Source organism: Polynucleobacter sp. SHI8, assembly GCF_027944005.1.
GTDB lineage: Bacteria > Pseudomonadota > Gammaproteobacteria > Burkholderiales > Burkholderiaceae > Polynucleobacter.
The window spans coordinates 2,255,384-2,269,152 of the sequence record NZ_AP027204.1 but is presented as its reverse complement, the minus strand read 5'-3'; the positions used below and the strand labels follow the sequence as shown (position 1 = coordinate 2,269,152).

The window sequence follows — 13,769 nt, the reverse complement described above, 5'->3', positions numbered from 1 at the left end:
CTTTGTACAAATTTAAAACAAATATTTTTCTGCGCTTTCATTGTATTAATACCAAATTTGAGCAACGCGCAGAAACAGGAATTTACACACGAAACCACTTTAGAAAATGGTTTAAAGGTTATTGTGAAGGAAGATCATCGAGCTCCAACAGTCGCTCATATGGTTTGGTACCGCACTGGATCAATAGATGAAACCATGGGCACAACAGGGGTGGCTCATGTCCTTGAGCACATGATGTTTAAGGGCACAAAAACTCTAGGACCCGGGGAGTTTTCTAAAAAAGTTGCAGCACTTGGTGGTAGAGAAAATGCATTTACTAGTAATGATTACACCGCATATTTCCAGCAAATAGAAAAATCTTATCTTGCAGAAATGATGCGCTTAGAAGCCGACAGAATGCACAATTTAGTACTTTCCGAAGAAGAGTTTAAAAAAGAAATAAAAGTTGTCATGGAGGAACGACGTTTAAGAACTGATGATCAAGCATCTGGATTGTTGTATGAGCAATTTATTGCAACCGCCTTTAACTCAGCACCCAATAGAAATCCAGTGATCGGATGGATGGACGATTTAAAAAATATGACCTATTTAGATGCTCAAAATTGGTATAAAAAGTGGTATACGCCAAGCAATGCTATTTTAGTAGTTGTTGGTGATGTTGATCCTAAACAAGTCTTTGAAATGGCTAGGAGTACCTATGGCAAAGTTCCCAAGCAAATATTAGATGATAGAAAAGTGCAAGGAGAGCCAGAACAAAAAGGTGTAAAGCGCTTTAGTTTAAAAGCTCCGGCAGAAAATATAGTGGTGATGATGGGGTGGAAAGTCCCTAAAGTGATAGATACAAATATTGATGTTGTGGATCCTTGGGCATTAGAGGTATTGGCAGGTGTCTTGGATGGCAATCAAAATACACGATTGAATCGCATACTTGTGAAAGAAAAAAATATTAGTACTGGTGTGAATGCAGGATCGGATGCCATTGGCAGAAGCGAGCAGTTATTTATGATTAGTACCGTTCTGGCCAAAGGAAAAACTCCTGCGACATTTGAGACAGAAGTGAAAAAAATCATTGCTGATATTGCTCAAAATGGTATTAAGCCAGATGAATTAAAGCGGGTCAAAATTGCAGTAACAGCTTCACAAATCTATAAAAGAGATTCGGTTTTTGGGCAAGCAATGGAAATTGGTTCATTAGAAGTTGTGGGGATTCCTTGGAACAAAATAGATGCATTAACCGATAAAATTCGAGATGTTACAGCTGATCAAGTTCAAGCGGTAGCAAAAAAATATTTAATCGATGATCGTTTAACTGTAGGGGTTTTAGATCCACAACCGATTGACCCCCAAAAAAAATTAGCCAATGACAAAGCTGCAGCGTCGATTAAACATTAAGGTAAATATATATGCTCAAGAATAAAACGAATTTAAAGTACTTATTAACTGGCTTGATAGGTATTTTTACTCAAACTTATGTTTGCGCAACATTACCCATCCAAAAAATTGATTTGTCCACTGGGGCAAAATTATTTTATGTAGAGGCAAGAACCATTCCGATGGTAAATATTGGAATCGATTTTCCTGGCGGATTTGCACATGACCCAAAAGATCGTATTGGGGTTGCAAACTTTACATCTCTATTAATGAATAAAGGTTCTAGAATTAATGGGGTAGAAAAAAATGAAGCCTTTATTGCTGATAGTATTTCTGAATTGGGTTCGATGGTTGCCTTCATACCAGGCAAAGAGATGTCATCATTACGTATTAAAACGCTCAGTACACCAGAGGTTTTAAACCCATTAATTTCTCAAGCAAGTGATATGTTGGCATTTCCGATATTTTCAAAGAAAATTTTAGAAAGAGAAAAGGCAATTGAAATTAGCGGCCTCTTAGAAAGCCAAACAAAGCCTGAATATATTATGGCGAAGCAATTTAAGAAGATGATTTATCGCGACAATCCTTTAGGCAATGAACAAAGTGTCAACTCGATAAAAGCAGTATCTATAGATGACTTGAAGAAATTTCATCAAACTTATTATCGCGCTGATCAAATGAATATTATGATTATTGGTGATTTGAGTCGTGAACAAGCAATTGAAATTGGGAGCAAGTTAACGAAAAACTTACCAAAGACGGGGGCTTCTAAATTAATCATTCCACCATTGGCCCCCCTGCCAAGTCAAGATGTATCTCAACGAGAAATAAAAATTGCTCATCCATCGCAACAGGCTCATATACAAATGGGCAGTACTAGCCCTTCAAGAAAAGACCCAGACTATTTCCCTTTATTAGTTGGAAATTACATATTGGGGGGAGGCGGCTTTGTCTCAAGACTGATGAATGAAATTAGAGAAAAAAGAGGACTTGCTTATAGTGTTTCAAGCTATTTTTATCCTGCGAAAAATTCAGGATATTTTGTGGCTGGTATGCAAACAAAAAAAGATCAATCTGACGAGTCCGTTAAATTATTAAAAGAAACGATTCAAACATTTGTGAATCAAGGACCTAATGACGACGAAGTTCAAGCAGCTAAAAGTAATTTAATTAATGGGTTCCCTTTAAGAATTGATAGTAATAGTAAATTATTAGATAACTTATCTGCTATAGCTTGGTATGATTTGCCCTTGAATACACTTGATGAGTGGACCAATGAGGTTAAAAAAGTTACAAAAGACGATATTCATAAAGCATTTCAGAAAAATTTAGATATGAATAAAATGGTTACGGTAGTTGTCGGAGGCCAATGAGAAAAAGTTCATTGACGCAACATCGAGTCAGAATTATCGCGGGATTTTGGCGTAGTCGCCAAGTAGATATTGTGGATGTCATTGGTTTAAGGCCATCAACGGACCGCGTTAGAGAAACCGTATTTAATTGGTTAAACCCCTACTTAAATCAAGCGAAAGTAATTGATTTATTTGCGGGCACTGGAATTCTAGGGATGGAATCCTGTTCTAGAGGTGCCAAAGAAACTCTATTAATAGAAAAAAATCCGGTTGTCTTTAGAGCTTTACAAAACAATTTAGAGAAATTAAAACCTAATCCACCTCATTCTATAATTACGGTAGTTGCCATGGATGCCTTGCAATGGTTGAAAAATCAAGACTCAATTGATGCTGATCTTATATTTATTGACCCACCATTTGAGCAAATTAATCTTCTCGAAGAGGCTTTGCTATTAATTAACGCTAAGACAAAAATGGACACCTCGCCAATTATTTATGTAGAATCGAGTTCAAAGTTAGATATTGATCGTATTCTTCAAAAATTAGCTGGATGGAAAGTGGAGAAGCAACTAATAGCTGGCGCTGTAAGAGCAAGTATTTTGCGGTTAAGTAAAGACGTCTAAGCGTAAACCAATTAGAGGAGCAGCATTATGGCGATAGCGGTATATCCGGGCACTTTTGACCCATTTACAAGAGGTCACGAAGACTTAGTCAGAAGAGGGTCCTCCATTTTTGAAGAGCTTGTAGTTGGGATTGCTGATAGCAAAAATAAAAAGCCTATATTTAATTTAGAAGAAAGAATACAAATTGCGCAAGAAGTATTAGGCCACTATCCAAATGTTCGGATTGAAGGTTTTAGTGGATTACTTAAAGATTTTGTACGTAAAAATAATGCAAGAGTAATTTTGCGTGGGTTACGTGCTGTTTCAGACTTCGAATATGAATTTCAAATGGCAGGCATGAACCGCTACTTGGTACCTGATGTTGAAACATTATTTTTAACTCCTTCTGACCAATACCAATTTATTTCAGGAACATTCGTGCGCGAAATTGCACTTTTAGGCGGTGATGTTAGTAAATTTGTATTTCCTTCGGTTGAGGCTTGGTTGAAAAAGAAAAATAACCTAGGCAATGAGTAATCTATGGCATTAATGATTACGGATGATTGCATTAATTGCGATGTTTGTGAGCCAGAGTGCCCAAATGATGCTATCAGTATGGGGCTTGAAATCTATGAGATTGACCCACATAAATGTACTGAATGCGTAGGTCATTACGACAAACCGCAATGCCAAATCGTATGCCCGATTGCTTGTATTCCTTTTAACCCTGAGTTTTTAGAAGATAAATCGCAATTACTAGAAAAATATCGACAATTACAAAATAAGTAACTCATCAAACACCCCGAAAATCCCCTTACTTTAGGTGGGGAGGAGGTCAATGAGTATGTAAGTCTTTCATTGCAGAACTGGGATCGTCAGATAATATAAAAGGTAAGACTTGCAGAGTTTTTTCAAACGTTTTTTCAATGAGTTTGAGCTCATTTTGAGAAGGTTTTTTAAGAACAAAACTTGCGACCTCTTGATGTGGACTTCCTGCCGGAGCTAAATCTCGCGGATGACCAATACCAATTCTTAAGCGCCAATAATCAGGCGTTCCAAGATGAGCTGAAATGCTTTTAAGACCATTATGCCCCCCCGTACCACCACCAAATTTTAGCCGTGTTACACCCGCGGGTAAATCAAGTTCATCGTGTAATACTAAAATTTGCTTAGGGGGTATTTGATAAAACTTAGCGAGTTGCCCAACGGATTCACCACTTAAATTCATGAAGGTTTGAGGTTTTAAAAGAAATAGTTTTAAAGAGCCATTTTGTACTTTGGCAACTTGTCCTTTAAGAGTTTTTTCATTTGCAAAAGAAGTGGAGAACTTTGATCCTAATTGATCGCATAGCCAAAAACCAGCATTATGCCTGTCTGAAACATGCTCATCACCAGGGTTGCCGAGGCCAACAATTAATTGAATCATGCAATAACTTTAAACGAAATTTTATTGTGGGTTTATAAAATAAAAAACCCGCCATAAATGCATGGCGGGTTTTTAATCCAGAGGGCAATTACTCCTTACCTTCTTTGTCCTTCAGTTTTGTGGCAGTTGGAGCTGCAGGAGCTTCAGGAGCTCCAGTTGCTTCAGGTTCTGCTTTAACTTTTGGTTCCCTAGCCACTACCACAGCTGGATTTTCTTGCTCAACATGCAAGCTTAAACTAACGCCTTTTGGTAGGACAACATCTTTAGCGTGGATTGCTTGATCAAGCTCCATTTTAGATAAGTCAATTTCAATAAACTCTGGCAAATCAGTTGGTAAACAAATGATTTCAAGTTCGTTAGAAATATGATTAATCACACCGCCACCGATTTTGACTGCTGGGCAGATATCATCACCTTTAAAGTGAAGAGGAACCTTCATGTGAACTTTTTGCTTAGCATCAATTCGCTGAAAATCAATATGAAGCACTAAAGGTTTAAAAGGATGCATCTGATAATCACGCAACAAAGCTTGTTGCACTTTACCTGCCACTTCAATCTCTAAGATAGATGAATGGAAGGCTTCTTTTTTTAAAGCATGGAAAAGAGCATTGTGATCCAATTCCACTGCTTGCGGTAATTCTGTTCCACCATAAATGATGCCAGGTGTTTTTCCAGAGTTGCGCAGGCGGCGGCTCGCACCAGTGCCCTGTACGCTACGTTCGTAGGCGACGACTTTCATATAAGACTCCTTAAGGTTTGTTTACTAACCCTACTAGGGCTAGTGCTTTTCTACTCGCGACCAAGCAGAAAAGTCTTCCATTATAACTTTTTTAAATGGGCTTGACTAGTCAGTTTCCGTAAACATAGAAATAACTGAATCTCCTCGACTAATTCTGAGGAGGGTTTCTCCAAGAAGTGGGGCGACCGATAAGCTTCTAATTTTAGGACTAGATTTTGCAGCATCATTTAAAGGGATAGTGTCAGTGACCACAACCTCATCAAGAGCAGATTCCATAATACGAGAAATAGCGTTACCAGAAAGGACTGGGTGCGTACAATAGGCCATGACATTTTTGGCACCCCTTTGCTTTAGAACCTCAGCGGCTTTGCATAGCGTGCCACCAGTGTCAATCATGTCATCCATAATGACACATTTACGACCTTCAACTTCACCAATGACGTGCATCACTTCTGAAACATTTGCTTTTGGACGACGTTTATCAATAATGGCAAGGTCACAACCTAATTGTTTTGCCAAAGCACGGGCTCTCACAACCCCTCCAATATCAGGGGATACAACGAGTAGGTCACCATCATTTTTATGCTGAAGATCAGCCAAAAGGATTGGCGAGGCGTAAATATTATCTACTGGGATATCAAAAAAACCTTGAATTTGATCAGCATGAAGGTCCATCGTTAAGACTCTTCCTACACCAGCAACTGACTGCAACATGTTAGCAACTAGTCGGGCAGAGATGGCAACCCTTGCAGAGCGAGGACGTCGATCTTGTCTGGCATATCCGAAGTAAGGAATCACTGCGGTTATTGTGCCTGCAGACGCACGTTTAAGAGCATCCACCATAATCATCAATTCCATTAAATTGTCATTGGTAGGTGCACAGGTGGGTTGTAACACGACAACGTGCTTACTTCGTACATTTTCTTGAATCTCTACTTGAATTTCACCATCTGAAAATCTTCCCACCATAGCTTTTCCGAGTTCTTGACCAAGGTAATCCGCAACCGACTTTGCTAAAACGGGATTGGCATTACCAGTAAAAATTGTCATTGACTCATTACTCATGATTTCTCCGATAGAGGGAGCAAAGTAAGATTTGCTTGGGGGAATTGATGGAATTGGAACATAAAAGAAAGGTGGCAGAGGAGGAAGGACTCGAACCTTCGGATGCCGGAATCAAAATCCGGTGCCTTAACCAACTTGGCGACTCCCCTCTTGTGTGTTGACCTTAGATCCTAAATTATAAGCCGAGTGCTGCAAAAGACTATGAACTTTAAAACCTAGCCACATAGGTGGTAGTAATGATAAACATTTTTCCACCGATGTAGATTCTGAAATTTCACAAAAAACTGAACTTCCTGAACCAGTCATCAATGGATGAGTATTTGGAAATTGCTGCTCCAAAAAGCTCAATGCCATCGAAACTTCCGAATACATTTGCGTTGCCACTGCTTGTAAATCATTATCTAACTTCTTTTGACTAGCGTAACGCTCTTCAAAGTCAGTTATTGTAATCTGTGATCGATTTCGCGTCAAATGAGGCGCTGAAAATATATTTTTTGTTGTTATTGAAACCCCTGGATAAATGACAAAAAAGGTAGATTTTCTTAAGGAAACTTCATGTAACACATCCCCAATACCCTCTACGAAAGCATTTTTCCCATAAATAAAAAAAGGGACATCCGCACCTAAACGCACGCCTAAAGACATTAATTCTTGTAATGGTAGATTTAAGTTCCAAAGATGATTGAGCCCTAATAAGGTACTAGCAGCATCTGAAGATCCACCTCCAAGACCAGCACCCATAGGGATTTTTTTATCTAAAGCGATATCAACCCCACACTTTAAATGAAAAGTTTCTTGTAATAAACGTGCTGCTTTTACAACTAAATCATCCTCAGGAGGTACGTTTGGTAAAGGGCGAATACGATTAATAAGAGAGTCTTCTCTAGGACGTAATTGAACGGTATCTGACAAATCAATGAGTTGAAAAACACTTTGCAAAAGGTGATAACCATCATCTCTTCTTCCAGTGACATGTAAAAAGAGATTTAATTTTGCAGGCGCTGAAATGTTTAAAAACTCAGACATGCCATTAATCGATAATGAGTCTGACTTCGATATCACCATCTTGGTTGGAGCGAGTCATATTAAGTCTTTGCAATTTATTATTCGTATCCCAAGTATATTTAAGCAACCAACCATCTTGGGTAATTTCCGTCACTTGACCAGCCTCATTACGTTTAACAGCCCCAGGTGAGCCTGGTCTTGAGAAACCTGAAAGCCAAGCAGAAAGTCCTCTTGCTGGGATGGGTAACTGTGTCGCTTGAAACACTAATTGGTCTGCATCAATCTCTGAAATAGTCCGACCATTTTGTTCTAAGGTGGCGCGACTGGGAGTTACATTAATTTTTGCAATAGATGCTCCTAAAGGACCTCTAATTTCAAGATTATCATTTAGGTTTTCGTGAATCAATGTAAAGGCCCCATTGCCACCATTTTTGGTTTGTTTTGAATTGATGGTAACCGCAAATCGCCCATCCCATTGACGAGATATGGCTTCATCAAAAAGTTCTGCGCTAGACCAGTCTGGCCTAAGACGTCTAAGGGTATCTCTTAAAGTAACTTGACTGGCATTAATGGATTCTGCTTTACGCCAAACTTTTTCAGCAGCTTCAGGCTGTTGGCTGACCCAAAGCACTTCACCTAAATGAGCTCCAACTTCAGCTTCAGCGAGCTGGTTAAAAGACTGTGTTAAGTATTGAATAGCTAAATCATTTCTTCCAAGACGAAAATAAACCCAACCTAGGCTATCAAGAATATAGGGATCATTTGGTGATAATGAATTTGCTTTCAGAATTAAACGTAATGCTTCAGTTAAATTAATATTTCTATCAGCATATGAGTAACCAAGCGCATTTAAAGCACTAGCATCATCGGGTTTTTGTTGAATGATGGAAAGTAAAACTTTCTCCATATTCGAAAAGTTACCTAATTTCTCTTCACCTAAAGCATAGATAAACAAAATATTTGTGTTTTTTGGCAATGGTTTAAGAGCGTTAATAATCTTTGCTATGGCAACGTTCGAAACATCTTGATTATTTGATTTACCGATAATAGGTAGTATTTGAGTTAAAAAATCCTCCCGTTTAGCTGGAGTTTGAGATTTTAAATACTTGATTGTTGGCTCAACCGCTTCATTCCATTTATTGTTGAACATTAAAAGTGTGAGAAAAACCTCTTTGGAGTTTGTATCAGTATCCGGAGTGAGTTCATCCCAAAGCCTTGCTGACTCTAGGGATGCATCTGGTGATTGAGCGGCAAGAGCGATCTCCATAGCGCTTTGAGCAATTCGAGGATCTCGTGTATTTTTGGCGAGATTAAACATCGTTTGATAAGACAGGGCGATATCACCTCTTTGTAACGCAACCTGAGAAACTAAATACTGAAACATTTCACTAGCATAACGCTCACCCTCACTCCTAGAGCTTTGAGGCTGTGCAATGCTATGGGCAACCATAAAATATGGCATGATGCTAATGATACATAGCGTGAAAATTCGTCTAATTTGATATAAATTGTATTTAAGCATTTGTCTATTCTATATAACTCTGAATTAATCTACTGAATATATGCCCGAATTACCAGAAGTTGAAGTGACTAGGCAAGGGATCTCGCCACAAATTAAGGGAAAAACAATTACAAAAGTAATTGTTCATGATGGTCGCTTGAGGTGGCCAGTCCCGCATCATTTGGAAAAAATACTTTTAGGTCAACCTTGTATAGATATTAGGCGGCGTGGAAAATATTTATTATTTGAGTTCAGTCATGGGGTGATGCTATTGCATTTAGGGATGACTGGGGTATTACGTATCCACAAAGTAGAAGAAGCTCCTAAAAAATATAATCGGGTTGAGTTTCATTTTGGAAAATTAGCTTTACGCTTACATGACCCAAGAAAATTTGGTTCGATACACTGGCATCCTAAAGAAGATGGTCCAGTGGAGAGTTTCCCTTTATTAACTAAATTAGGGGTAGAGCCATTTGAACCAGAATTTTCAGGTGAGCTAGGTGGAGAATTGTTATATAAAAAATCTCGTGGAAGAACGATATCAGTAAAGCAATATCTTTTAGCAGGTCAGGTTGTCGTAGGAGTTGGCAACATTTACTGTTCAGAGAGTCTGTTTGAGGCAAAAATAAATCCCAAAAAAGCCGCAGGCAAGATTTCTAAGCAAGGATATGCTAGATTGGCTCAAGCTGTGCGCTTGATCCTTGAAAAAGCGATTAGGGCAGGTGGCAGTAGTTTAAAAGACTTTGTACACAGTGATGGTGAGCCAGGACACTTTATGGTTTTAACCAATGTGTATGATCGTGCTGGAATGCCATGTAATGCTTGTCAAACTTCGATCAAACAAATTGTCCAAGGCCAACGATCAACATATTTTTGTCCTGTTTGTCAAAAGTGAACGATTTTTCTTCAACACTTTTGCAATGGAGCAAGTTCCACGGCAGAAAAGGACTCCCTTGGCAAAATCAAAAAGATCCATATAAAGTGTGGTTGTCAGAAATTATGTTGCAACAAACTCAGGTTGCAACAGTTAAAGAACGATACATAGAGTTCATACAAGTCTTCCCCACGGTACATGATCTTGCGCTGGCATCTCAGGATCAAGTGATGGCCCTCTGGGCTGGCCTTGGGTACTATACAAGAGCTAGAAATCTCCACGCCTGTGCCAAGACGATCGAGGAGCAATTTTCCGGGCGGTTTCCCGAGTCTTCAGCGCTCTTAGCCACTCTACCAGGTATCGGAATGTCTACCGCTGCAGCAATCGCCTCATTTTGTTTTGATGAGCGTATCAGCATCTTAGACGCTAATGTAAAAAGACTTCTTGCAAGATTTTTAGGTGTTGAGGGTGATGTCAAGAATGCAACAGTACATCAAGATTTATGGAAAAAAGCACAAACATTCGTGCCACAAAATGCCAAAGATATGCCCGCATATACTCAAGCCTTGATGGATTTTGGGGCAACCGTTTGCACTCCTAAAAATCCTAAATGCTCGAATTGTGTTTTTCAATCTTCATGTCAGGCGTTTACACAATCTAAAGTAAGCCTGATCCCACTTCAAGTCAAAAAAGTCAAAAATAAAATGGTGCAATCAGAGATGCTTTTTATTTTGGCAAATCATCAGGTTTTATTTGAATTAAGACCCGCGAAAGGTATATGGGGAGGGTTGTGGAGCCTACCAGAGTCTAGTTGGGTTGAAGTGATGCAAACACCGTCAGAGCCTTTGCAACTATCTATTCAGGATTTTTTAGGATTGCCAAGTGATTTGCTAAAGCTTCCTTATAAAACCGCAAAATTATTAGCCCCTCGAAAGCATGTTTTTACGCATCGTACTTTATATTTTCAAATTCGAATTATTGAATTAAATGAAAAATTTGATTTAAATTTAAATCAATATCAGTGGGTAAACATTTCTGATTGTGAACATTTAGGACTACCAACACCCATCAGACAATGGGTTAATGACTATTTGTGCTCTTGAGATACCACTTGTGAATGTCGATTCAATTCACGATGTCGCTTCAGAATCGTCATCGATTGAAACATTTTTTCTGAGCTTTTTAAACATGCTTGATGAAGGTCATTCACCATTGCCACAGATCGGTGTTGACCTCCTGTACAGCCAATGCCAATCGTTAAATAGCTACGACCATCAATTTGATATTTAGGTATCCAACGACAAAGGAAGTCATAAATATCTTTTTTTAGATCTTTAAATTCTGCCTGTATATTAAGAAATTCTTTTACTGGATCATCATTGCCAGTTAAATGGCGAAGTGCATTTTCATAGTAAGGATTTGGAATGCAGCGCATATCAAAAATAAGATCAATATCCTGAGGGATCCCATGCTTATAACCAAAAGATTCAAACAAGAGTGTAAGACCTTGAACATTTTCTTGCACTAAATCCTTTACCCAGTTTCTAAGAGTATTTGAGGATAAATTAGTTGTATCAATATGATGCCCAATGTTATTAATGCTCGATAGTAATTCGCGCTCGAAATTAATGGATTCAATTAAGGAGTATTCAGATTGATTATTGGCTTTTATCGATAAGGGGTGTCGCCTTCTGGTTTCTGAGAAGCGATTGACTAAAGTTGTTGTTGAGGCATCTAAAAATAAAACGGTTATCTCATAATTTGCTTTTAACTTAGCGATGATGGACGGTAAATTATGAATCGAGTCACCTTGTCTGCCATCAATAGCAACCGCAACTAAATTATTGTTTATTGGATCTAGGCCTTGTATTAAATTTTCAAGAAGATTGACAGGTAAGTTATCAATGCAATTAAAACCTGCGTCCTCTAAAGCGCGAATAACAACAGATTTACCTGACCCTGAGGTTCCTGAAATAATATATATGTGCATTATTTCGAACCTTTTGATCCCGATTCTAAATGCATCATTTCTCGTTGACGAGACACAAAATCATCAAGCGTATTGATGCCTCGTAATTGAAGAATGGTGTTACGAACTGCGGCTTCAACGAGAACTGCAAGATTTCGACCAGCAGCAACTTGTATTTTTACAGTACGAATGGGTAAACCCAGAACCTCTATAAATTGAGATTCTAGAGGCAAGCGTTCAAACTCGCCTTCATTGCGCCGAACTAGTTGTACGATTAATCGCAGTTTAAGTTTTCTTCTAACAGCAGTTTCACCAAATATAGTACGAATATCTAAAAGACCTAAACCCCTGACTTCAAGAAGGTCTCTTAAAATACTAGGGCATCGGCCTTCGACATAATCAGGCCCTAATCTAGCAAAATCAACTGCATCATCAGCGACAAGACCATGTCCCCTTGAGATCAGCTCTAGCCCTAATTCGCTTTTACCTAAACCAGAATCACCAGTTAGTAGGACACCGAGACCCAAAATATCCATAAAAACACCATGCATTGTGATTTTTGGAGCGCCTAATTTAGTCAGGTAAAGTCGTAAGTGATCAATGACCTCAGAAGCTGCTAGAGTTGTAGAAAATAGGGGAGTAGAAGATCGCTGGCAAAAAAGTTTGAGATCCTCAGTTGCCTCTTCTCCATCTGCCACAATCAGACACGGGGGCCGCATATTAATTAAATCAACTAATTGATGACGCAATTGTGCTTTATGCAGACGCTCTAGGTACTGTATTTCAGGCTGACCACAAACCTGCAATCGACTGGGGTGAATCAAGTTCAAATGGCCTACTAAGTCTGAAGATGAAGAAGCCTCTTTTACAATACCTGGGTCAAAGCAACGATCAGCACCTTCCTGACCGGTAACCCAGTGTAATTTTAAATCTTCAAAATTTTCATCAAAAATATGTTGTGCACTGATCCCAATAAGTGACAGTTGCTGAATCATTTTTAATGTGTCCTATTGGTCATTTCAGAAAGAAGATTGTTTACAGATGTCATTTCACGCAACAAAGAACGCTTTGATTTATCGGCTAAGATTTGGGCAATTTCTGATAATAGTTCGAGATGTTTTTGAGTAGCTGCTTCAGGAACTAATAAGAAAATGACAATATCAACTGCGATTTGGTCAGATGTTTTAAAGTCAATCCCTTTCGAGAGCCTATAAAAACTAGCATGAGCTTCCTTGAGGCCTTTAACTCGACCGTGAGGAATTGCTACACCTACTCCAAGACCCGTAGAACCAAGAGATTCTCGTGCTTGTAAGCATTCATAAATTAATTTCTCAGGGAGCTCTGTAACAGCAGCAAATTGAGAACTCGCTAGAGAAAATAAACCATTGACGTCATTTACTTCGACATCAAGATAAATTTGGTTAGTAGGTAGTATCTCTGCGAGTTCGCTCATGCGCCTATTATAGATTCAACACGGCACTATCCGCTGAAATATGCTTCATTGCAACAGGATGGTGGTGGTTTTTGACTTTTTCTTTAACTTTAATAATTTGTTTATCTAATTTAGCAACGGCTAAATCAATTGCTTGATAAAGATTTTCATGATGGGATATGGCAAAAAGGTCCTTTCCCTTGACATGAAGTGTAAGCTCTGCAGATTGGCGCAGTTCTTTTTCATGTGCTTTTTCAACTCCAAGAACTGCGTTGATTTGAATGATTTGATCAAAATGCTTCTTAATGACAGTTAATTTTTCTTCCAAGTGATCTTTTATGCTGGGACTTACTGCAACGTGATGGCTGTGAATTATGACTTTCATACATTCCCCAATAAGCGTGACGGTTAATAAAATTGACAAAAGCAATTC

General features: G+C 38.7%; 16 protein-coding genes and 1 tRNA gene. 7 read left to right on the top strand and 10 right to left on the bottom strand.

Annotated features, from left to right (window positions below):
• Positions 1-57 precede the first annotated feature (57 nt).
• From QMN06_RS11350 to QMN06_RS11330, 5 genes are read left to right on the top strand one after another with little or no spacing between them, the layout of a single operon-like run.
• A complete protein-coding gene (locus QMN06_RS11350) occupies positions 58-1,392 on the top strand; it encodes a pitrilysin family protein (protein ID WP_281970226.1) in 1,335 nt (444 codons plus the stop codon).
• Between the two features lie 11 nt (positions 1,393-1,403).
• Positions 1,404-2,744 (top strand): pitrilysin family protein, encoded by a 1,341-nt coding sequence (locus QMN06_RS11345; protein ID WP_281970225.1) that lies wholly within the window; start codon positions 1,404-1,406, stop codon positions 2,742-2,744.
• Entirely contained in the window at positions 2,741-3,346 is a 606-nt protein-coding gene (rsmD, locus tag QMN06_RS11340; protein WP_281970224.1) for a 16S rRNA (guanine(966)-N(2))-methyltransferase RsmD, read from the top strand. The genes QMN06_RS11345 and rsmD overlap by 4 nt, the downstream gene beginning before the upstream one ends.
• A gap of 27 nt (positions 3,347-3,373) precedes the next feature.
• Positions 3,374-3,862, top strand: a complete 489-nt coding sequence (coaD, locus tag QMN06_RS11335) for a pantetheine-phosphate adenylyltransferase (protein ID WP_281970223.1) — start codon at positions 3,374-3,376, stop codon at positions 3,860-3,862.
• Between the two features lie 3 nt (positions 3,863-3,865).
• A complete protein-coding gene (locus tag QMN06_RS11330) occupies positions 3,866-4,114 on the top strand; it encodes a YfhL family 4Fe-4S dicluster ferredoxin (protein WP_281970222.1) in 249 nt (82 codons plus the stop codon).
• Positions 4,115-4,160: 46 nt separating this feature from the next.
• On the opposite strand, the gene pth is transcribed toward QMN06_RS11330, so the two are convergent.
• The 6 genes from pth to QMN06_RS11300 form a co-directional block, all read right to left on the bottom strand.
• The gene (gene pth, locus QMN06_RS11325) at positions 4,161-4,751 is read right to left on the bottom strand and encodes an aminoacyl-tRNA hydrolase (protein WP_281970221.1); all 591 of its coding nucleotides are present in this window, start codon (positions 4,749-4,751) and stop codon (positions 4,161-4,163) included.
• Positions 4,752-4,839: 88 nt separating this feature from the next.
• Positions 4,840-5,490 carry a 50S ribosomal protein L25/general stress protein Ctc gene (locus QMN06_RS11320; protein ID WP_281970220.1) on the bottom strand — a complete coding sequence of 217 codons (651 nt, stop codon included), beginning with the start codon at positions 5,488-5,490 and terminating at the stop codon, positions 4,840-4,842.
• 105 nt (positions 5,491-5,595) lie between these two features.
• Positions 5,596-6,555, bottom strand: a complete 960-nt coding sequence (locus QMN06_RS11315) for a ribose-phosphate pyrophosphokinase (protein WP_281970219.1) — start codon at positions 6,553-6,555, stop codon at positions 5,596-5,598.
• Positions 6,556-6,627: 72 nt separating this feature from the next.
• Positions 6,628-6,704, bottom strand: a tRNA-Gln gene (locus tag QMN06_RS11310).
• Positions 6,682-7,581 carry a 4-(cytidine 5'-diphospho)-2-C-methyl-D-erythritol kinase gene (ispE, locus tag QMN06_RS11305; RefSeq protein ID WP_281970218.1) on the bottom strand — a complete coding sequence of 300 codons (900 nt, stop codon included), beginning with the start codon at positions 7,579-7,581 and terminating at the stop codon, positions 6,682-6,684. The genes QMN06_RS11310 and ispE overlap by 23 nt, the downstream gene beginning before the upstream one ends.
• 4 nt (positions 7,582-7,585) lie before the next feature.
• Positions 7,586-9,022 carry a lipoprotein insertase outer membrane protein LolB gene (locus QMN06_RS11300; RefSeq protein ID WP_281970217.1) on the bottom strand — a complete coding sequence of 479 codons (1,437 nt, stop codon included), beginning with the start codon at positions 9,020-9,022 and terminating at the stop codon, positions 7,586-7,588.
• 100 nt (positions 9,023-9,122) lie between these two features.
• Here QMN06_RS11300 and mutM point away from each other — a divergent pair, with 100 nt between their 5' ends.
• Together mutM and mutY are read left to right on the top strand one after the other, a co-directional pair.
• Positions 9,123-9,956, top strand: a complete 834-nt coding sequence (gene mutM, locus QMN06_RS11295) for a bifunctional DNA-formamidopyrimidine glycosylase/DNA-(apurinic or apyrimidinic site) lyase (RefSeq protein WP_281970216.1) — start codon at positions 9,123-9,125, stop codon at positions 9,954-9,956.
• The gene (mutY, locus tag QMN06_RS11290) at positions 9,953-11,038 is read left to right on the top strand and encodes an A/G-specific adenine glycosylase (RefSeq protein WP_281971782.1); all 1,086 of its coding nucleotides are present in this window, start codon (positions 9,953-9,955) and stop codon (positions 11,036-11,038) included. The genes mutM and mutY overlap by 4 nt, the downstream gene beginning before the upstream one ends.
• On the opposite strand, the gene rapZ is transcribed toward mutY, so the two are convergent.
• Genes rapZ through raiA form a run of 4 tightly spaced genes read right to left on the bottom strand, consistent with a single transcriptional unit; the run spans position 11,023 to position 13,721 of the window.
• A complete protein-coding gene (gene rapZ / locus QMN06_RS11285; protein ID WP_281970215.1) occupies positions 11,023-11,925 on the bottom strand; it encodes an RNase adapter RapZ in 903 nt (300 codons plus the stop codon). The two genes, mutY and rapZ, sit on opposite strands and share 16 nt — an antisense overlap.
• Entirely contained in the window at positions 11,925-12,887 is a 963-nt protein-coding gene (gene hprK / locus QMN06_RS11280; RefSeq protein WP_281971781.1) for an HPr(Ser) kinase/phosphatase, read from the bottom strand. The genes rapZ and hprK overlap by 1 nt, the downstream gene beginning before the upstream one ends.
• A gap of 14 nt (positions 12,888-12,901) precedes the next feature.
• Complete coding sequence (locus QMN06_RS11275; RefSeq protein WP_281970214.1) at positions 12,902-13,357, bottom strand: PTS sugar transporter subunit IIA; 456 nt, start codon at positions 13,355-13,357, stop codon at positions 12,902-12,904.
• A gap of 7 nt (positions 13,358-13,364) precedes the next feature.
• A complete protein-coding gene (gene raiA, locus QMN06_RS11270; RefSeq protein WP_281970213.1) occupies positions 13,365-13,721 on the bottom strand; it encodes a ribosome-associated translation inhibitor RaiA in 357 nt (118 codons plus the stop codon).
• Positions 13,722-13,769: the final 48 nt, after the last annotated feature.

Excerpts from the sequence above, each read along its gene's own strand:
- rsmD (WP_281970224.1), top strand. The coding sequence starts at position 2,741 with ATGAGAAAAAGTTCATTGACGCAACATCGAGTCAGAATTATCGCGGGA.
- rapZ (WP_281970215.1), bottom strand. The coding sequence starts at position 11,925 with ATGCACATATATATTATTTCAGGAACCTCAGGGTCAGGTAAATCTGTT.
- QMN06_RS11275 (WP_281970214.1), bottom strand. The coding sequence starts at position 13,357 with ATGAGCGAACTCGCAGAGATACTACCTACTAACCAAATTTATCTTGAT.
- coaD (WP_281970223.1), top strand. The coding sequence starts at position 3,374 with ATGGCGATAGCGGTATATCCGGGCACTTTTGACCCATTTACAAGAGGT.
- ispE (WP_281970218.1), bottom strand. The coding sequence starts at position 7,581 with ATGTCTGAGTTTTTAAACATTTCAGCGCCTGCAAAATTAAATCTCTTT.
- mutM (WP_281970216.1), top strand. The coding sequence starts at position 9,123 with ATGCCCGAATTACCAGAAGTTGAAGTGACTAGGCAAGGGATCTCGCCA.
- QMN06_RS11330 (WP_281970222.1), top strand. The coding sequence starts at position 3,866 with ATGGCATTAATGATTACGGATGATTGCATTAATTGCGATGTTTGTGAG.
- QMN06_RS11345 (WP_281970225.1), top strand. The coding sequence starts at position 1,404 with ATGCTCAAGAATAAAACGAATTTAAAGTACTTATTAACTGGCTTGATA.
- pth (WP_281970221.1), bottom strand. The coding sequence starts at position 4,751 with ATGATTCAATTAATTGTTGGCCTCGGCAACCCTGGTGATGAGCATGTT.
- QMN06_RS11315 (WP_281970219.1), bottom strand. The coding sequence starts at position 6,555 with ATGAGTAATGAGTCAATGACAATTTTTACTGGTAATGCCAATCCCGTT.
- QMN06_RS11320 (WP_281970220.1), bottom strand. The coding sequence starts at position 5,490 with ATGAAAGTCGTCGCCTACGAACGTAGCGTACAGGGCACTGGTGCGAGC.
- QMN06_RS11300 (WP_281970217.1), bottom strand. The coding sequence starts at position 9,022 with ATGCCATATTTTATGGTTGCCCATAGCATTGCACAGCCTCAAAGCTCT.
- raiA (WP_281970213.1), bottom strand. The coding sequence starts at position 13,721 with ATGAAAGTCATAATTCACAGCCATCACGTTGCAGTAAGTCCCAGCATA.